Source organism: Burkholderia sp. 567 (assembly GCF_040545115.1).
Taxonomy (GTDB): Bacteria; Pseudomonadota; Gammaproteobacteria; order Burkholderiales; family Burkholderiaceae; genus Burkholderia; species Burkholderia ambifaria.
The window spans coordinates 131,915-149,320 of record NZ_JBEPLG010000002.1 but is presented as its reverse complement, the minus strand read 5'-3'; the positions used below and the strand labels follow the sequence as shown (position 1 = coordinate 149,320).

General features: G+C 69.3%; 15 protein-coding genes. 5 read left to right on the top strand and 10 right to left on the bottom strand.

The window, feature by feature from the left end; genetic code table 11:
- Positions 1 to 29: 29 nt before the first annotated feature.
- Genes ABIC50_RS06125 through ABIC50_RS06115 form a run of 3 tightly spaced genes read right to left on the bottom strand, consistent with a single transcriptional unit; the run spans position 30 to position 2,514 of the window.
- Positions 30 to 1,031, bottom strand: coding sequence for an HpnL family protein (locus ABIC50_RS06125; RefSeq protein WP_105830122.1), 1,002 nt, complete (start codon positions 1,029 to 1,031; stop codon positions 30 to 32).
- Complete coding sequence (locus tag ABIC50_RS06120; protein WP_011658561.1) at positions 1,028 to 1,837, bottom strand: HalD/BesD family halogenase; 810 nt, start codon at positions 1,835 to 1,837, stop codon at positions 1,028 to 1,030. Before ABIC50_RS06120 ends, ABIC50_RS06125 begins: the two co-directional genes overlap by 4 nt.
- Positions 1,834 to 2,514, bottom strand: a complete 681-nt coding sequence (locus ABIC50_RS06115) for a CDP-alcohol phosphatidyltransferase family protein (RefSeq protein ID WP_011658562.1) — start codon at positions 2,512 to 2,514, stop codon at positions 1,834 to 1,836. Before ABIC50_RS06115 ends, ABIC50_RS06120 begins: the two co-directional genes overlap by 4 nt.
- 640 nt (positions 2,515 to 3,154) lie before the next feature.
- Between ABIC50_RS06115 and scpC the strand changes: the two genes are divergently transcribed.
- On the top strand, positions 3,155 to 4,669 hold the full coding sequence (gene scpC, locus ABIC50_RS06110; RefSeq protein WP_354162334.1) for a succinyl-CoA:acetate CoA-transferase ScpC: 1,515 nt from the start codon (positions 3,155 to 3,157) through the stop codon (positions 4,667 to 4,669).
- A 49-nt stretch (positions 4,670 to 4,718) separates the two neighbouring features.
- On the opposite strand, the gene ABIC50_RS06105 is transcribed toward scpC, so the two are convergent.
- Positions 4,719 to 6,254, bottom strand: coding sequence for an MDR family MFS transporter (locus ABIC50_RS06105; protein WP_354162331.1), 1,536 nt, complete (start codon positions 6,252 to 6,254; stop codon positions 4,719 to 4,721).
- A 135-nt stretch (positions 6,255 to 6,389) separates the two neighbouring features.
- On the opposite strand from ABIC50_RS06105, the gene ABIC50_RS06100 reads away from it, so the two are divergent.
- On the top strand, positions 6,390 to 6,830 hold the full coding sequence (locus ABIC50_RS06100; RefSeq protein WP_269017228.1) for a MarR family winged helix-turn-helix transcriptional regulator: 441 nt from the start codon (positions 6,390 to 6,392) through the stop codon (positions 6,828 to 6,830).
- Positions 6,831 to 6,966: 136 nt separating this feature from the next.
- Here ABIC50_RS06100 and ABIC50_RS06095 read toward each other — a convergent pair whose 3' ends face one another.
- Positions 6,967 to 7,464: a DUF2938 domain-containing protein gene (locus ABIC50_RS06095; protein WP_354162328.1), complete on the bottom strand. Its 498-nt coding sequence runs from the start codon at positions 7,462 to 7,464 to the stop codon at positions 6,967 to 6,969.
- Between the two features lie 137 nt (positions 7,465 to 7,601).
- Here ABIC50_RS06095 and ABIC50_RS06090 point away from each other — a divergent pair, with 137 nt between their 5' ends.
- Positions 7,602 to 8,027: a helix-turn-helix domain-containing protein gene (locus ABIC50_RS06090; protein WP_175654962.1), complete on the top strand. Its 426-nt coding sequence runs from the start codon at positions 7,602 to 7,604 to the stop codon at positions 8,025 to 8,027.
- Positions 8,028 to 8,105: 78 nt separating this feature from the next.
- Here the strand turns inward: ABIC50_RS06090 and ABIC50_RS06085 are convergent, their stop codons facing one another.
- Both ABIC50_RS06085 and ABIC50_RS06080 read right to left on the bottom strand, forming a co-directional pair.
- Positions 8,106 to 8,984: a helix-hairpin-helix domain-containing protein gene (locus ABIC50_RS06085; RefSeq protein WP_354162325.1), complete on the bottom strand. Its 879-nt coding sequence runs from the start codon at positions 8,982 to 8,984 to the stop codon at positions 8,106 to 8,108.
- A 188-nt stretch (positions 8,985 to 9,172) separates the two neighbouring features.
- Positions 9,173 to 10,723 (bottom strand): sigma-70 family RNA polymerase sigma factor, encoded by a 1,551-nt coding sequence (locus tag ABIC50_RS06080; protein WP_354162322.1) that lies wholly within the window; start codon positions 10,721 to 10,723, stop codon positions 9,173 to 9,175.
- 307 nt (positions 10,724 to 11,030) lie between these two features.
- Here ABIC50_RS06080 and ABIC50_RS06075 point away from each other — a divergent pair, with 307 nt between their 5' ends.
- Together ABIC50_RS06075 and ABIC50_RS06070 are read left to right on the top strand one after the other, a co-directional pair.
- Complete coding sequence (locus tag ABIC50_RS06075; RefSeq protein ID WP_175667808.1) at positions 11,031 to 11,480, top strand: hypothetical protein; 450 nt, start codon at positions 11,031 to 11,033, stop codon at positions 11,478 to 11,480.
- Positions 11,481 to 11,513: 33 nt separating this feature from the next.
- Entirely contained in the window at positions 11,514 to 12,377 is an 864-nt protein-coding gene (locus ABIC50_RS06070; RefSeq protein WP_354162319.1) for an SH3 domain-containing protein, read from the top strand.
- Positions 12,378 to 12,493: 116 nt separating this feature from the next.
- On the opposite strand, the gene ilvD is transcribed toward ABIC50_RS06070, so the two are convergent.
- The 3 genes from ilvD to ABIC50_RS06055 form a co-directional block, all read right to left on the bottom strand.
- Positions 12,494 to 14,353, bottom strand: a complete 1,860-nt coding sequence (ilvD, locus tag ABIC50_RS06065) for a dihydroxy-acid dehydratase (RefSeq protein WP_354162316.1) — start codon at positions 14,351 to 14,353, stop codon at positions 12,494 to 12,496.
- 414 nt (positions 14,354 to 14,767) lie between these two features.
- Positions 14,768 to 15,790, bottom strand: coding sequence for an Ldh family oxidoreductase (locus ABIC50_RS06060; protein WP_354162313.1), 1,023 nt, complete (start codon positions 15,788 to 15,790; stop codon positions 14,768 to 14,770).
- Complete coding sequence (locus tag ABIC50_RS06055; RefSeq protein WP_354162310.1) at positions 15,783 to 17,375, bottom strand: aldehyde dehydrogenase (NADP(+)); 1,593 nt, start codon at positions 17,373 to 17,375, stop codon at positions 15,783 to 15,785. The genes ABIC50_RS06060 and ABIC50_RS06055 overlap by 8 nt, the downstream gene beginning before the upstream one ends.
- Positions 17,376 to 17,406: the final 31 nt, after the last annotated feature.

Below are 17,406 nucleotides of genomic sequence, written 5' to 3'. Positions count from 1 at the left end.
CCAACCAAAAAGCCGGCGGATCTGAACGATCAGTCGGCGAGAGGCTGCGGCGCATGGCGCCGCTGCCAGTTTCTTTCACTGAAATGCAGATAGAGCAGGCCGGGCAGGCCGAGCGCGAGTTCGCGCGCGCGCTTCGCGAGCGACAGCGCGAGCGCCGCGTCGGGCGGCAGGCCGACCAGCGGGGCGAGCAGCAGGTAACCGCCTTCCTGTGCGCCGAGCGAGCCGGGGATCGCGAACGCCGCACCGCGAATCGCCTGGCCGACGCTCTCGAGCAGCAGCGCGTCGAGCCAGCTGACCGGGTGCCCGAGGAAGTGCAGCGCGAGCCACACTTCCGCGGTGCCGGCGATCCAGCCGGCGAGGCTCAACGCGAAGGTTTTCGCGACCTTCGCACGATCGCGGTACAGCGCGGCGACCGCGTTGTCGATCGCATCCGCGCGGGTCGCCAGCGACGACCAGTCGCGCGGGCCGAGCAGCTTCGACGCGAGACGCATCCCGCGGCCGAACAGCCCGCGCCGCTGAGCCGCGTAGAACGCGACGGCGAGGGCGCCGAGCACGCCGGTGGCGATCAGCGCGGGCGTGCGCAGGTGCGCGACCGAATCGTGCGTCGCATACAGGCTGAACGCGGCGATGCCGATCAGCGCGAACGCCATCTGCGCGAGCGCTTGCATCGTCGTGCCGACGGTCATCGCGGCGGCCGCATCGGCCATCCGCGTGCCGCGCTGCGCGAGGTAGCGCACCATCAGCACCGGGCCGCCGATCTGCCCGGCGGGCAGCAGGCTGTTCACCGATTCGCCGACCCAGCGCGCGCGCAGCGCGTTGCCGAGCTCGGCGGCCGGTTGACCGCGGCGGAACATCACGGACACCGCGAACGCGTCGATCACGAGCGGCACGACGTGGAACGCCGCGACGAGCGCGAGGCCCCAGCCGGCCGCGAGGAGCGTCGACGCGACCGCGCCGACGCCCTGCCATGCGAGCAGGGCGATGAAGAGTGCCGTTCCGAGGGACAGCAGGATCAGGCCGGCGCGTGTCATGACCCGCTCGACCGTCGCGTGGCCAGTTGCTTGAACACCTGGCGGAAACCGAAATACGCGATCGCATCCTTCATGTTCGAGATGAAGCGCTTCCACGGCCGCATGCCGGGGTTGGTCACGTATTCGAAAGTCAGCGACACGCGCGTCTCGTTCTGGCCGAGCGGCGTGATCCGGTGGCGCAGCTTGTCGCCGTCGAACAGCACGATGCCGCCGTCGGCGATCTGCACGGAGCCCGGTTCGTCGGGCACGTCCGGATTGCGCGTATGCAGCTCGTAGTCGAGCCGGCACGACGATTCGTCGATCACGCCGATCAGCAGCGTATAGCGGCGGCCGTCGTAGTACGACGTGTCGTAGTGCCAGCCGATGTGGTCGCCGGGCTTCGTGTAGTAGTACAGCGCGTACGCGTGCGGATCGTTCTCCGGCGACACCATCAGCTTGTCGCCCGTGATCTTTTCGAGGAAGCCGATCAGCGCCTTCGAGCGGTACAGCTCCGCGATGTACGGAGCCTTTTCGTCGATCGTGTGCCGGCTCACGCTGCCGCCCTGTTTGTGGCCGGGCAGGTAATTGCGGTTCAGGCCGGGCTGCAGCGCGCGGGCGGCGGCCGCGAGTTTCGCGTGCGCGTCGGGCGGTAGGAAGGCGTCCAGATACAGGAACGACCCTTGGCGCGTGTAGTCGCTGCGCAGGCGGTCGAGGTCGAGTTGGCCGACACAGCCGGCCACGGTGCGATCGGGATCGGCCGCCGCCGCGCGCGCAGGCGCGGGGCGTGCCGGGCTCAGCACGGAGTCGTCGCGCGTGCTAGAAGTCATTTGGAAGCCTGGATTTCGGTTGAATTCTGCGGGGTGTTGCCGCGGCGCACGATGCGCCACCAGTCGATCACGACCCACGCGGCGAACAGCGGGGCGCCGATCGACGCCGCGAGCAGGAACGGCTGGACGCTGTCGGTGAGCGTCACGAGCGGCAGCAGGTAGAGCACGTCTTCCGTCTCGAAGCCGCCGGCGAACGCCTGCTTGGTGCCGGCCTTGCCGGCGACCGATTCGATTCGCATGCGCAGGAAGAAGATCAGCGCGACGGCACCGCCGGCCAGCGCACCGAGCAGCACCGGCGACGCGGCCATCTGGCCGCCCTGGGCGACGATGCCGACGCCCATGCTGACGAACAGCGCGACCGTCACGAGCGCGTCGGCCGCGAGGTCGTAAAAGTGACCGATCTTGCTGGACTTGCCGCTGATGCGCGCGAGTTCGCCGTCGGTGTGGTCGACGAAGTTCGACAGCACGATCAGGAATGCGCCTGCGTTGCTCCAGCCGAAGCCGCCTTGCGCCAGGCACCAGGCGCCGGCGAGGCCGATCAGCAGACGAAGGGTAGTGAGGTGATTCGGGGTGACCGGCGTGTCGATCAGCGGCCGGACGAGCGCGCGCGCGAGCCGCGCATCCCAAGTGCGTGGCAGCGGCGGTTCCGGGTGTTTGGCGGTTTTTCTTTGGTCCATCGGCGAAATATATACGGAATCGTAACTTGTTGCTTTTTCTTCGATCAATGTCCTGACATGCGGGAGTGTTAACGCCATTCCGCGCATCGGCCGGTTACGCGCCCGATGCGCGAAACGGCGTTCGCACACCCGGGCCATATGTAATCCAGTGTGGTTCGCATGGCGCGACTGTCAAGGGCCCGCGGGCCGCGCCCAGAGGGCCGCTGACGCGGCGCGCGCGTCGCCGGGTTGATATGCATCAGGCCCGAAAAAGCGGCGCCGGGCGACAATTGGCCGCGTTGATCTTCGATCGGCCGCGGCATATTGATTCCCTGCGTTCAGGCAGTCAATCCGGAAACGTCACAGTCGAGTGACGTGAGGTCGTTCGTCATCCGCGGGCGGCAAATTGCCGATTCGCTTTCGCGCACCTTTCGGGTGCATTCGGCAGATTGCTCCGCCTGTCACAGAACGGCCGTTCGATACCCGGCGCATTCAGTAAGTATCTTTTGCATTCAGCGGACATTTCGCGGCGACGGCCTCTGCGATACTCCGACCGTGCCTGTGGTGCCGGCCGCCCCTCGCGGCCCCAAGGGCTTCGCGTCGCTCAGGAGACACCCCCCCGCGACGTCAACGACAGACCAAAAGCGTCAGATATACAGCCATGTCTTCATCACGCATCCTCGCTCCCGCCCTGCGTTCGCTCGTCCGCACCGCCGACGAAGCCGCCGCGCTGATCCGTCCCGGCATGACCGTCGCGATGAGCGGCTTCACCGGCTCGGGTTATCCGAAGGCCGTGCCGGCCGCGCTCGCCGCCCACATCGAGGCCGCCCACGCGCGCGGCGAGGATTTCCGGATCAACGTGCTGACGGGCGCGTCGACCGCGCCGGAGCTCGACGGCGCGCTCGCCCGCACCAACGGCATCTCGATGCGCCTGCCGTACCAGTCCGACCCGACGCTGCGGGACAAGATCAACAGCGGCGAAGTCGACTACCAGGACGTCCACCTGAGCCACGTCGCGCAATACGCGTGGTTCGGGCTGTATGGCGACCTCGACGTCGCGATCGTCGAAGTCGCGGGCATCCGCGAGGACGGGCTGCTGATTCCGTCCGCATCGATCGGCAACAACAAGACGTGGCTCGAGCAGGCGAAGCACGTGATCCTCGAAGTCAACTCGCGCCAGCCGCTCGGCCTCGACGGGATGCACGACGTCTATTACGGCACCGCGCTGCCGCCGCACCGCAAGCCGATTCCGCTGACGAAAAGCGACGACCGGATCGGCGAGCCGTACCTGCGCTGCCCGGCCGAGAAGATCGTCGCGATCGTCGAGACCGACGCGCCGGACCGCAGCAACGCGTTCTCCGCGCCGGACGCCACGTCCAAGCAGATCGCGCTGCAACTGATCGACTTCCTGCGCCACGAAGTGAAGCGCGGCCGTCTGCCGGAAAACCTGCTGCCGCTGCAGTCGGGGGTCGGCAACATCACGAACGCGGTGCTCGCGGAACTGAGCTCGGCCGGCTTCTCGAACCTGACCGCGTACACCGAGGTGATCCAGGACGGCATGCTCGACCTGCTCGACGACGGCACGCTGAGCTTCGCATCGGCCACCGCGCTGTCGCTGAGCCCGGCCGCCGTGCAGCGCTTCGCCGACGAGATCGCGACGTTCCGCGAAAAAATCCTGCTGCGCCCGCAGGAGATCAGCAACCATCCGGAACTCGTGCGCCGCCTCGGCTGCATCGCGATGAACGGGATGATCGAAGCCGACATCTACGGCAACGTGAACTCGACGCACGTGATGGGCACGAAGATCCAGAACGGCATCGGCGGCTCGGGCGACTTCGCGCGCAACGGCTACCTGTCGTGCTTCATGTCGGCCAGCACCGCGAAGGGCGGCGCGATCTCGCGGATCGTGCCGATGGCGAGCCACGTCGACCATACCGAGCACGACGTCGCGGTGGTCGTCACCGAGCAGGGGCTCGCCGATCTGCGCGGCCTGTCGCCGAAGCAGCGTGCGCGCAAGATCATCGCGACCTGCGCGCATCCCGACTACCGTCCGATGCTCGAGGACTACTTCGAGCGCGCGTCGCGCGAGAGCTTCGGCAAGCACACGCCGCACCTGCTCACCGAGGCGCTGTCGTGGCACGAACGCTACGTGCGTACCGGGACGATGAAGGCCTGAGCCGGCCGGGCGCGGGCGCTGGCGTGCATCGCGCGCGCCCGTCGCGTCGTCAGTCCATCGCCGCGTGCGCGACGTCGATGCTCGCCGTTTTCCGCGGCGGGCGGATCAGCAGCAACAGCGGGATCATCAGCAGCGTCGCGACGAACATCAGCTTGAAGTCGTTCAGGTACGCGATCATCGCGGCCTGCTGGTTGATGGTGCGGTCGAGCAGCGCGATGTCGATGTGGCTGCCGGCCATCGCCTGCACGGCCGGGTCGAACGGCGTGACGTGGGTCGCGAGGTCGGCATGCGCGACCTGCGTGTTGCGCGTCATCAGCGTCTGCACGATCGAGATGCCGATACTGCTGCCGATGTTGCGCATCAGGCTGTAGGTGGCCGTGCCGTCCGCGCGCAGCTCGGGCGTGAGCGTCGAGAACGACAGCGCGCTCAGCGGCACGAACACGAGCCCCAGCCCGAAGCCCTGGACCACCCCGGGCCACACGATGTCCGCCTCGGACAGCACGATCGTGTACTGCATCATCTGCCATAGCGCGAGTGCGGAAATCGCCAGCCCGGCGAACAGCAGCGCCCGCGCGTCCACGTATTTCAGCAAGCGCCCGACGAACAGCATCGCGATCATCGTGCCCGCGCCGCTCGGCGCGGTGACGAGGCCCGTCGTCGCGACCGGATAGCCCATCAGGTTCTGCAGCATCGGCGGCAACAGCGCGCGCGTCGCATACAGCACCGCGCCGACCACGAAGATGAACAGCGTGCCGGTCGCGAAGTTCGGGTCGCGCAGCAACTCCGACTTGAAGAACGACGCCTTGCCGACGGTTGCCGTATGCACGAGGAAGAACGCGAAGGCGAGGGCGGCGACCAGCGCCTCGATGCGGATTTCGTACGAGCCGAACCAGTCGAGCTGTTCGCCGCGGTCGAGCATCGCCTGGAACGCGCCGATCGCGAGCGCGAGCGTCGCGAAGCCGAACGCGTCGAATTTCACGTGCGGGCGCGGTGCCCGCACGGGCAGGAAGGTCAGCACGCCGGCCAGCGCGAACGCGCCGATCGGCACGTTGATGAAGAACACCCAGCGCCAGTTGTAGCTGTCGGTGAGCCAGCCGCCCAGCGTCGGGCCGAGGATCGGGCCGACCATCACGCCCATCCCCCAGATCGCCATCGCCTGGCCCTGCTTCTCGCGCGGGTTGATGTCGAGCAGGATCGACTGCGACAGCGGTACCAGCGCGGCGCCGAACACCCCCTGCAGCAATCGTGCGCCGACGATCTGCACGAGCGACTCGGACAGCCCGCACAGCGCGGACGCAATCGTGAAGCCGGCGATCGAGAGCGTCAGCAGCCGCTTCATGCTGAGGCGGTCGGACAGCCAGCCGGTCAGCGGCGTCGCGATCGCCGCGGCGACGATGTAGGAGGTCAGCACCCAGGTGATCTCGTCCTGCGACGCGGACAGCGTGCCCTGCATGTGCGGCAGCGCGACGTTCGCGATCGTACTGTCGAGCGTCTGGATCAGCGTCGCGAGCATGATCGACAGGGTCAGCATCGGCCGATTGAGGGCAGGCGGCGAGGCAGGGGTGTCGGCGGCGGCTGGATTCAAGCGGGTGTCTCCGTGGGGCGGTCGCCATGGGCGGCGATCCGGTGTGACTCGAATTATAAGCATGCTTATTATATCCATGCTTATCGCCCAGGATCGAGGCACGGGGCAGTCGCGGCCTGCCCCTATAATCGCCGCATGGACAAGACTTACGAGAACCGGATCGGCTACCTGATCACCGACGTGGCCCGCCTGCAAGGACGCCTGTTCGACCGGCGCGCGAAGCGCATCGGACTGACGCGCGCGCAAAGCCGCGTGCTCGCGTACCTGACGTGGAAGGGCGAGATGAATCAGGCGCGGCTCGCGGAATGGCTCGAGATCACGCCGATCTCGCTGACGCGGCTGCTCGACCGGATGGAAAGCTGCGGATGGATCGAACGGATCGCCAACGACGACGACCGGCGCGCGTTCGTGATCCGGCTGACCGACAAGTCGCGCGACATCTTTCCGCAGATGCTGGAAGTGGGCGACACCGTCACCGACGACGGGCTGCGCGGCTTCACGCGCGACGAGCGCGACACGCTCGTGCGCCTGCTCGGGCGCGTGCGCCACAACCTGATCGACAGCGGCGGCGAATGACGCAGGCGCGTGCTGGGGCCGCAGAGTCGACCGGACACGGCGGAGCGTCGTTCGCGATGACGAGGTGGCCCGGCCTGGGCCGATTCCGTTTCAGCCCCTCCGCGCCTGCCCGATGCGCTGCGCCGGCGCGCGGCGCTCAACGGCCCAGCGTCGCCAACCCGAACGCCGCCAGATAAAGCCCCGCCCCGAACACCAGATGCGTGACGATGCTGCGCCGGCGCGCGACGCCCGGCTGCGGCGTGCGCGATGCGGCGACGCCGAATCCGAACGCCGGCTGCATCACGAAGAACGGCGCGGCGACGCTGATGAGGCCTGCGACGAGCGCCGGCACGAGTGTCGGCGCACCGATCCATTCCGCGCCCGCGATCGCAACGGGCAGCCCCGCGAACGCGATGCCGATCGCGTAATGCGTGATCCAGCCCAACACGCGTTCGCCTGGCACGGGCGGCGCGGCGACGATCGACGCATGCCGGAACCGGCCGCGCAACATGTGGCCGAGCCAGCGGCCGACCAGCGCGTAGTCGAGCGACGGAATCCCGAATGCATTGCGTCGCAGCAGCGCCCACAGGTCCGTCACGAGCGTCGCGCCCGCGCCGATCAGCAGGATACGCACGAGGAGGTCGGGCGAGGTCATCACGCGCCTCCGCGGCGAATGGTGGCGGCGGCGCGGGCCGGCAGACAAGTCGGTTTCGGCGGGTTCATGGCGGTCCAGTCTTGTGTCGAAGGAGTCGAGCGACTATCTTGCAACTTCAAGTTCACTTGAGGTCAAGCATGAGCCGTCTGGATATCGCCGAGGTCGCGCGTCGCTCGGGATTGCCCGCGTCGACGCTGCGTTACTACGAGGAAAAGGGATTGATCGTGCCGAACGGCCGTCACGGGCTGCGGCGCCAGTACGACGAGTCGGTGCTGGAGCGCCTTGCGCTCATCGCGCTTGGCCGCGAGGCCGGTTTCGCGCTCGACGACATCCTCGCGATGTTCGGCGCGGACGGCCGCCCGGCGATCGATCGCGCGAAGCTCGACGACAAGGCCGACGAGCTCGACCGTACGATCCGCCGTCTCGGTGCGGTGCGCGATGCGCTGCGGCATGCGGCCGTGTGCCCGGCGCCGAGTCATCTCGAGTGTCCGTCGTTCCGCAAGCTGCTGCGCAGCGCCGCGCACCGTCATCCGGCGCGTCGCACGAAGACGGAAGGCGCGTAGGCGGTTCGGCTTGCCGGAGTGGGGCGCGCGAGCGTGCGACGGGGCAGGCAAGCCGCGGCGGCTAATGCCCCGAGCACGTCATCCCGCGTAATAGACGCGGCATTCCATCTCGCGTCCGCGCACGATGCGCTTGCCGACGAGCGAACCGAACGTTTCGGTGACGACCGTGCGCTGGTGCTCGCATTGCAACGCATCGTAGAAGTAGAGCGCGACCCAGTCCGCGGTGCGGCCGGCCTCGTGCGGGCGGGCGGGATACGGGCACAGTGCGGTGAAATGCCAGCCGCCTTTCGTCATGTGCATCACGGGCGGCGACACGCTGACGTCCGCGTTCACGCGACGCGTCACGAGCATCGGCAGGATGCCGGCGGCGGCCTTGTTGCGGTACAGGCGGTCGATGTAAAGCAGCAGTTCGACAGGCGGCTCGGTGCCGAGGTCGGCGTCCTGCGCGTGGCCTTGCCAGCGCCGGCGCCGGCTCAATACGTCGTCGAGCGCCGCGCGGATGCCGGCCGCGCGACGCGGGCCGACACCCGAAATCGCGTCGAGCTGGCCGCTGCGGGCCGCGCGTTCGAGCTCCTCGAGCGTATCGATGTGCAACTGGTCGTGAATCCGCAGCGCGAGCGCATGGCCGATGCCGGGCACGGCTTCGAACGCGGACACGCGTTCCGCATCGCCGCGCAGCCGATCGAGCAGGCGCCAGCGCCCGGTCACCAGCCATTCGGCGACCGCCTGCGCGACGCCTGTGCCGACCTCCGGGAGCGCGCCGAGCGCATCGACACCGCCCGTGTTGAAGCGCGTGCGGATGCCGTCGTCGAGCGACTCGATCGTATCGGCCGACGCGCGGTAGGCGGCAACCCGGTAAGGATTCGCGCCTTGATCGGCAAGCAGCTGCGCGGCTTCGCGCAGGCAAGCCGCGATTTGCCGGTTTTCCTCGTGCGTCTGGCTGATGGTCGTCTGCATGGTGCGGGACCTGGGGAAGCGCAAACGGAATGAACGGCGCGCGCAACGCGCGGGCCGCCGTTCATTTCAGCACATTGTCACGGGAAGCGACGAACAAAACTTGATGCGTGTCAATAGCAAACGTTGCACAGGCGGGAACCGCGCCGCACGCGCGTTCGTGCCGGGATAGGGCACGAACGCGCGACCGGTTACGCGTCGAGGAACGACTCCGCGCCCTCGGCCTCCGCGGCCGTGCGCAGCGTGGCGAGCGCGCGCTTCTCGATCTGCCGCACGCGTTCGCGCGACATGCCCGCGTCCTGCGCGATCGCGTCGTAGGTGTCGGGCTCGGCGCCGCCGAGGCCGAACCGCCGGCGCAGCACGTCGGCTTCGGCCGGCGTGACCGAGCGCAGCAGCGACGTCACGCATTCGCGCATGCGCGTGTCCGCCAGGCGCTCGAACGGGCTCGCCGACGCCTGGTCCTCGATCAGGTCGACGAGGCCCGTCTCCGCGTCGGGCAGCGGCGTGTCGAGCGACAGCGGCTCGGCAGGCAGCGCGAGCACCGCACGCAGCTTGCCCTCGGGGAGCCCGGATTCGGCGGCCAGTTCGGCCGGCGTCGCGCGGCGGCCCGTGCGTTGGCGAAAGCGCAGCGCATGCCGCTGCACGCGCTGGTACTGGTCGCCGACGTGCACGGGCACGCGGATCGTGCGCGAACGGTCGGCCACCGCGCGCGCGACCGCCTGCCGGATCCACCAGGTCGCATAGGTCGAGAACTTGAAGCCGCGCCGGTATTCGAACTTCTCGATCGCGCGCATCAGGCCGAGGCAGCCGTCCTGCACGAGGTCGGGCAGGTCGACGCCGCGGTTCATGTACTTGCGCGCGATCGACAGCACGAGCCGCAGGTTCGCCTCCAGCATCGCGCGGGTACCGTCGCGCACCTTTTGCTGACCGTCGCTCAGCGCGGCGCCGAGCGCGCGCCGCGCGACCGCGTCGAAGCATGCGGCGTCGCTGTCGGCGGCGGCATTGGCCGGCGCGGCGGCGAGCGCACGCACGACGCGAGTCGCATCGTCGACGGCTGGCGCAACCCACGCGAGCGAACCGAGCAGTGCGGCGAGGCGGTTGCGCGCGTCGCGGTATTCGGCCGAGCGGCAGCCTTGCGCGTGCAATGCGGCGCGCAGGGCCGTGATGGCGTCCTGCAGCGTGTCGTAGCGCGCGGGTGCCGGCGTGTCGCCTTCGCCGTCGCCGATGTGATCGCCTTCGTCTCCGGCCGCGCCGCTTCCACCCGTTGCACCATGGCGCGCGAGCAGCGCATCGACCGCCGCCGGATAGCCGGCGAGCGCATGCAGGATCTGATGGCGGCCCGTTTCGATCTCGCGGGCGAGCACGATTTCGTCCTCGCGCTTGAGCAGCGGCACCGCGTGAATGCGTCGCATATAGAGCGCGAGCGGATCGGTCGACGCGCTCGTGCCGCGGGCGAGATCGCCGAGCAGCGCGCGGCCCTCGTCGAGCGCATCGCGATCGACGTCGACCGGTGCCGCGCCCGCGAACGGCGCCGGCGCGGCCGGCTCGTCGAGCACGGCGATGCCGATGTCCGCAAGCGCGGCGCGCACGACGTCCAGCGCGTCGGGGCTGTCGCTTTCCGGCGGCAGCGCGTCGACGAGGTCGGCGTGCGTCAGATAACCCTGTTCGCCGGCGAGCGCCAGCAGCTGGATGATCGGATCGAGGGGCGTGTCCGCCCGAAGCGTGGGGCGTGGCGTAGTCATGTCGATGGCGGCGTGAGCCGCATTCCTGTTGGGCGGGCCGAAGTCCGCTGGTTTCAGGCCGCCGGGGGCCGCGAACACCCGTCCGCGCCGGCCAGCCTGACTGAATATCCAAGTGAGGGCATTTGCGCCAACTTCAACGCCGGCGCGCCAGACGCGCGAGCACGCAGCGTACCCGCGCGGTGCGACCCCTTCAATTGTGATGGCGAAACAAAAAGTAACCGATCAAACCCGCAGAAATATGCAGGGGACGTAAGCTAGAGTCAGGCGCGCGCCACGCGGCGACGCACGAATTCCTGCGGAGCTTCAAATGAACCCGATCCACGCCGCGAGGCCAGCCGTCATCGTGCTGGCGATCCTCGCGCTGAGTGGCTGCTATTACACGAGCCCTTACGGATATGCACCGTATTACGCACCCGCGCCCGCCGTGGTGTCGCAGCGCGAGATCCCGGTGACGCCGGCCAATACGGGCCCGGCCGCGTCGTCCACACCCGCCGTGCCGGCCGTGCCGCCGCCAGCGGACGATTATGCCTACGCTTACCCGCCGGCTCCCGTTTATGCCGCGCCGGCCTATGTGCCTTACCCGGCCTACTACCCCGCGTACTACCCGGGCTGGTACGGGCCGCCCGTCACGATCGGCTTCGGCTTCCGCGGGTATTGGGGCGGCGGCTACCGCGGCTGGCACCGTCCGTGGGGCGGCGGCCACTGGGGTGGCGGACATTGGGGTGGGGGACACTGGGGCGGCGGCCATCGACACTGACCGACGCGCGGCGGCACCGCGCGGGAGAGCAATATGAGCAACACCATCATTAGAAGTTTGTGCGTCGTCCTGTTCGGCGTCGCGGCCGTGCCGGGGATCGCCGACGCGCAAAGCAGCGCCTACACGAACTCGGGCGCCGAACTCTTTGCGGGGCCGGCGCCTGATTATCCGGTCGTCGCGCAACTTCCGCCCGGCACCGCGGTGGACGTGTTCGGCTGCCTGAGCGACTACTCGTGGTGCGACGTCGCGCTGCCCGGCGTGCGCGGCTGGATCGACGCGCAGCAGCTCGACTACCCGTACCAGGGCAATTACGTGCCGCTGCTCGAATACGGCGCGATCATCGGCGTGCCGGTGACCGGGTTCGCGATCGGCACGTACTGGGACCGTTATTACCGCCACCGGCCGTGGTTTCACGATCGCCATCGCTGGGAGCATCGTGCCGAGCCGCGCGTCGGCCCCGGCGGGATGCCGCCCGCCTACTACGGCCGTCCGCAGCCGGGCTGGCCGGCCCAGCGCGAGCCGCGCGGCGCGCCGCCCGTGCAGCATGATGCGCGGCCGTCGGCCACGCGCGGCGGCTGGAATGGTCCGAACCGCGCGCCGGCGCCGCAGGTTGCGCCCGCGCCCGCACGCGCGCCCGCGCCGATGCCTGCACCCGCACCGATGCCAGCGCCCGCACCGATGCCCGCGCCGGCGCCGATGCCCGGCGCGGCCGGTGTCCATCAGCCGGCTCCGCCGCCGCCCGCGCAGCCCGCACCGAGCGGTGGCGCGGTCCAGATGATGCCGCCGGCACATCAGGGCGGCGGCGGTTACGGCGGTCGGCCGCAAGGCGGCGGGGACGGGGGCGGAAACCACGGCGGTGGGGGAGGCCGGGGCCGCAGCGACGAGTTCCGTCGTTGATCGCCTGAAGGTTCCGGTGCCGCAGCCGCCAGCCGGCGCCGGATGAAAAAAAGCCGCTCCGGAGAGCGGCTTCTGGGTCCGGCGGGCGGGCCGTTCGTGCGGCCCGCTGCCCGGCATCAGTCTTCCAGCAGCGACAGGTCGCGCACAGCACCCTTGTCGGCCGACATTACCAGCTTCGCATAGGCCTTCAGCGCCGCGGACACCTTGCGCGGACGCGGTTGTGCCGGCTTCCAGCCCTTCGCGTTCTGCTCTTCGCGCCGACGCGCGAGTTCCTCGTCCGACACCAGCACGTCGATCGTGCGGTTCGGGATGTCGATGCGGATCTTGTCGCCGTCGCGCACGAGGCCGATCGCGCCGCCCGCTGCCGCTTCCGGCGAGCAGTGACCGATCGACAGGCCCGACGTGCCGCCCGAGAAGCGGCCGTCCGTCAGCAGCGCGCACGCCTTGCCGAGGCCCTTCGACTTGATGTAGCTCGTCGGGTACAGCATTTCCTGCATGCCGGGGCCGCCCTTCGGGCCTTCATAGCGCACGATCACCACGTCGCCGGCCTTGACCTTGTCGTTCAGGATGTTCTCGACTGCTTCGTCCTGCGATTCGGTGACGTGGGCCGAGCCCTCGAACACGAGGATGCTTTCATCGACGCCGGCCGTTTTCACCACGCAGCCGTCGAGCGCGATGTTGCCGGTCAGCACGGCCAGCCCGCCTTCCTTCGAGAACGCATGCTCGTACGAGCGGATGCAGCCTTCGGCGCGGTCGAGGTCGAGGCTCGGCCAGCGCGTATTCTGGCTGAACGCCACCTGCGTCGGGATCCCGGCCGGGCCGGCCTGGTAGAACGTGCGCACTGCCGGGTCGTCGGTGCGGACGATATCCCACTGGTCGAGCGCATCCTTCAGCGTCGGCGCGTGCACCGTCGGCACGTCGGTATGCAGCCTGCCGGCGCGGTCGAGCTCGCCGAGGATCGCCATGATGCCGCCAGCGCGGTGCACGTCCTCGATGTGGTACTTGTTCGTGTTCGGCGCGACCTTGCACAGCTGCGGCACGGTGCGCGACAGGCGATCGATGTCCTTCATCGTGAAGTCGATGCCGGCTTCCTGCGCGATCGCCAGCAGGTGCAGGATCGTGTTGGTCGAACCGCCCATCGCGATGTCGAGCGTCATCGCGTTCTCGAACGCCTTGAAGCCGACCGAGCGCGGCAGCGCGCGCATGTCGTCCTGCTCGTAGTGCTGGCGGGTCAGCTCGACGATGCGGCGGCCGGCGCGCTTGAACAGTTGCTCGCGATCGGCATGCGTCGCGACGACCGTGCCGTTGCCGGGCAGCGACAGGCCGAGCGCTTCGGTCAGGCAGTTCATCGAGTTCGCGGTGAACATGCCCGAGCACGAACCGCAGGTCGGGCAGGCCGAGCGTTCGACTTCGGCGACGTCGGCATCCGAATACGACGGGTCGGCCGCGATCACCATCGCGTCGACGAGGTCGAGCTTCTTCAGTTCGACGGTCTTGGTGACCGGGTTCGCGAGACGCGTCTTGCCGGCTTCCATCGGGCCGCCCGACACGAAGATCACCGGAATGTTGAGGCGCATCGCGGCCATCAGCATCCCCGGCGTGATCTTGTCGCAGTTCGAGATGCACACCATTGCGTCCGCGCAGTGCGCGTTCACCATGTATTCGACGGAGTCGGCGATGATGTCGCGGCTCGGCAGCGAATAGAGCATGCCGTCATGGCCCATCGCGATGCCGTCGTCGACCGCGATCGTGTTGAATTCCTTCGCGACGCCGCCGGCGGCCTCGATCTCGCGCGCGACCAACTGGCCGAGATCCTTCAGGTGCACGTGCCCGGGCACGAACTGCGTGAACGAGTTGACGACCGCGATGATCGGCTTCGAGAAATCGTCGTCTTTCATGCCGGTGGCGCGCCACAGCGAGCGCGCGCCTGCCATGTTGCGGCCGGCGGTGGAGGTTTTGGAACGGTATGTGGGCATTGTGATGGCTGAAGAAATATCGCGGAAAAGGATGGAGGCACGGGATTGAAGGCCTCTCGCGCGCCCGTGCGAACAACCTCTTGAGCTGCGCCCTGGGCAAACTGGGCGATTATCCCACAGCCGCCGGGCGGGCGGCGCGGGCGGGAGTGGGCGAAGGGCGCGGGCGTGGAGCCGGGCAGGGCGCGCACCAGCGGCGCGGGGCCTTGCCGGTGCAACCGTCGGCGGAACCGGGCGGCGAATCGACCGACGAATGGGGTGGCGGAACCAGGCGCAAATCGGGCGACGAATCGGGTGGCAGAACCCGGCGGCAGAATCAGGCGGCGAACCGGGTGGCGGAACAGGCGGCGGCTTCATCGCCTTCTACCGGCGATGAAGCCGCGCCGCGAGCCGCCGCCGCCACGCAACGCGATCGCGTCAGTCGAGCAGCGTCAGGATTTCGTCGTACAGCGCCTTCGGAATCCGCACGCCGTGCGCGATGCTGCGCGCGCGGGCATCGAAGCGCCGCTGCGACGGCAGCCGCGCACCTTGCCCGGTGATCGACGCGAACATCCGCTCGCCGCGCGCGAGGCCCGCGTCGAGTTCGTCGCCGAGGAACACCTTCGGGTCGAACGCGATCACGAGCTCTCCATGGCACGGCGTCGCGCCGACGCCTTCGTCGAAGTCCATCGACTCCCGGCTCGTCATGTCGCCGATCAGCGCGCCGCCGAGCAGCTCGACCATGGCCGCCAGCGCCGAGCCCTTGTGGCCGCCGAAGTTGCGCATCGCGCCCTGCAGCGCGGCCTTCGGATCGGTGGTCGGCCGGCCGTCGGCATCGATCGCCCAGTGCGGCGGGATCGCCTTGCCCTGTTTCGCGTGCAGCTCGATGTCGCCGCGCGCGATCGCGCTGGTCGCGAAGTCGAACACGAACGGCACGCCGTCCGGGCGCGGCCACGCGAACGCGATCGGGTTCGTGCCGAACACCGGTTCGCGGCCGCCCTCCGGCGCGACCCAGCTGTGGCTCGGGTTCATCGCGATGCCGACCAGCCCCTCGGCGGCGATCGCCTCGACCTCGGGCCACAGCGCCGAGAAGTGGTAGCAGTTGTTGATCGCCATCGCCGCGATCCCGTGCTGCTTCGCCATCTCGACGAGCACCGGCAGGCCGGTTTCGAAGCTCAGCAGCGAGAAGCCGCGATGCGCGTCGACCGCGACGATCGACGACGACAGCCGGCGCAGCGTCGGCACGGCCTGCGGATCGACCTTGCCCTTCTTCAGCGAGCGCACGCAGACGAGCAGCCGGTACACGCCGTGCGAGTGGCACTCGTCGCGCTGGCCCTGCGTGATCACGTTCGCGATCGCCTGCGCGTGCGCGGCGGACATCCCGTTGTGCGTCAGCACCCGCAGCGCGAGTGCGTGGACCTCATCGAGCGACAGGACGACTTCGGCGAGCGGCTCAGACATCGCGCGCTTCCCGCGGCGCGGGCACGCCGTCGATGCGTTGCGGCACGTTCAGCGGGTTGCCGTTGCGGATGGCGTCGGGCAGCAGCGCGTCCGGCACGTCCTGGTACGACACGGGGCGCAGGAAACGCTCGATCGCGCGTGCGCCGACCGACGTGGTGCGCGTGTCGGACGTGGCCGGGAACGGGCCGCCGTGCACCATCGCGTGACCGACCTCGACACCCGTGCCGAAGCCGTTGACGAGAATGCGGCCGGCCTTGCGCTCCAACGTCGGGCGTAGCGCGGCAAACAGCGCGGCGTCGCCGTCGGCGAGATGCGCGGCGATCGTCAGTTGGCCTTCGAGCGACTTCAGCACGCGATGCAGCGTGTCGGCATCCGGGCAGCGCACGATCAGCGACGCGGGGCCGAACACCTCGTCACGCAGTTCGGGATGCGCGATGAACGCGTCCGCCGACGTCGCGAACAGCGCCGCGCGTGCCTGGTAGCGGCCGCCTTCCGCACCTTCCGCCAGCAGCTCGACCGCGTCGTGCGCGCGCAGCGCGGCCACGCCTTGCGCGTAGCTCGCGTGGATGTGCGGCGTGAGCATCGTCTGCGCGGCGCTCGCTTGCACGGCGGAGGCCGCCGCGGCTTCGAACGCGCGCAGCGCGGGGCCGTCGACCGCGAGCACGAGGCCCGGGTTCGTGCAGAACTGGCCGGCGCCGAGCGCGAGCGACGCGGCGAACTGCGGCGCGATCGTGTCGTGGCGCGCGTCGAGCGCGGCCGGGAATAGCAGCACCGGATTGATCGAGCTCATTTCCGCATAGACCGGAATCGGCTCGTGGCGCGCGGCCGCGATGTTCATCAGCGCGACGCCGCCGCGGCGCGAGCCGGTGAAACCGACGGCCTTGATGCGCGGATCGGCGACGAGCGCCTGGCCGATTTCGCGCGACGCGTCGAACAGCAGCGAGAACACGCCGGCCGGCAGCCCGCATTCGCGCACGGCTTGCTGGATCGCGCGGCCGACGAGCTCGGACGTGCCCGGATGCGCGGAGTGCGCCTTGACGATCACCGGGCAGCCGGCCGCGAGTGCGGACGCGGTATCGCCGCCGGCGACCGAGAACGCGAGCGGGAAGTTCGACGCGCCGAACACGGCGACCGGCCCAATCGCGACGTTGCGCAGGCGCAGGTCGACCCGCGGCAGCGGCTTGCGGTCCGGCCGGGCCGGGTCGATGCGCGCGTCGACGTAACCGCCGTCGCGCACGAGCGACGCGAACAGCGCGAGCTGGCCGACCGTGCGGCCGCGTTCGCCTTCGATGCGTGCGCGCGGCAGTCCCGTTTCGGTGACGCAGCGCTCGATCAGGTCGTCGCCGAGCGCCATGATGTTGCGGCCGATCGCGTCGAGAAACGCGGCGCGTTGCTCGGGAGGCGTTTCGCGGTATGTGTCGAACGCGTCGTCCGCGAGCGCGCAGGCCGTCTCCAGGTCGTGCAGGCTCGCGCCGCCGAACGCGGGGTCGAGCGGTTCGCCGGTGGCGGCGGCGATCGCGTGGAGGGTGCCGTTTTGTCCGGCGATGGCCGACTGGCCGATCAGGAGCTGACCTGTGAGTTGCATGGTGTTTCCTCGGAAAATGCGGGGCCGGGCG

Excerpts from the sequence above, each read along its gene's own strand:
- ABIC50_RS06125 (WP_105830122.1), bottom strand. The coding sequence starts at position 1,031 with ATGACACGCGCCGGCCTGATCCTGCTGTCCCTCGGAACGGCACTCTTC.
- ABIC50_RS06120 (WP_011658561.1), bottom strand. The coding sequence starts at position 1,837 with ATGACTTCTAGCACGCGCGACGACTCCGTGCTGAGCCCGGCACGCCCC.
- ABIC50_RS06115 (WP_011658562.1), bottom strand. The coding sequence starts at position 2,514 with ATGGACCAAAGAAAAACCGCCAAACACCCGGAACCGCCGCTGCCACGC.
- scpC (WP_354162334.1), top strand. The coding sequence starts at position 3,155 with ATGTCTTCATCACGCATCCTCGCTCCCGCCCTGCGTTCGCTCGTCCGC.
- ABIC50_RS06100 (WP_269017228.1), top strand. The coding sequence starts at position 6,390 with ATGGACAAGACTTACGAGAACCGGATCGGCTACCTGATCACCGACGTG.
- ABIC50_RS06095 (WP_354162328.1), bottom strand. The coding sequence starts at position 7,464 with ATGACCTCGCCCGACCTCCTCGTGCGTATCCTGCTGATCGGCGCGGGC.
- ABIC50_RS06090 (WP_175654962.1), top strand. The coding sequence starts at position 7,602 with ATGAGCCGTCTGGATATCGCCGAGGTCGCGCGTCGCTCGGGATTGCCC.
- ABIC50_RS06085 (WP_354162325.1), bottom strand. The coding sequence starts at position 8,984 with ATGCAGACGACCATCAGCCAGACGCACGAGGAAAACCGGCAAATCGCG.
- ABIC50_RS06080 (WP_354162322.1), bottom strand. The coding sequence starts at position 10,723 with ATGACTACGCCACGCCCCACGCTTCGGGCGGACACGCCCCTCGATCCG.
- ABIC50_RS06075 (WP_175667808.1), top strand. The coding sequence starts at position 11,031 with ATGAACCCGATCCACGCCGCGAGGCCAGCCGTCATCGTGCTGGCGATC.
- ABIC50_RS06070 (WP_354162319.1), top strand. The coding sequence starts at position 11,514 with ATGAGCAACACCATCATTAGAAGTTTGTGCGTCGTCCTGTTCGGCGTC.
- ilvD (WP_354162316.1), bottom strand. The coding sequence starts at position 14,353 with ATGCCCACATACCGTTCCAAAACCTCCACCGCCGGCCGCAACATGGCA.
- ABIC50_RS06060 (WP_354162313.1), bottom strand. The coding sequence starts at position 15,790 with ATGTCTGAGCCGCTCGCCGAAGTCGTCCTGTCGCTCGATGAGGTCCAC.
- ABIC50_RS06055 (WP_354162310.1), bottom strand. The coding sequence starts at position 17,375 with ATGCAACTCACAGGTCAGCTCCTGATCGGCCAGTCGGCCATCGCCGGA.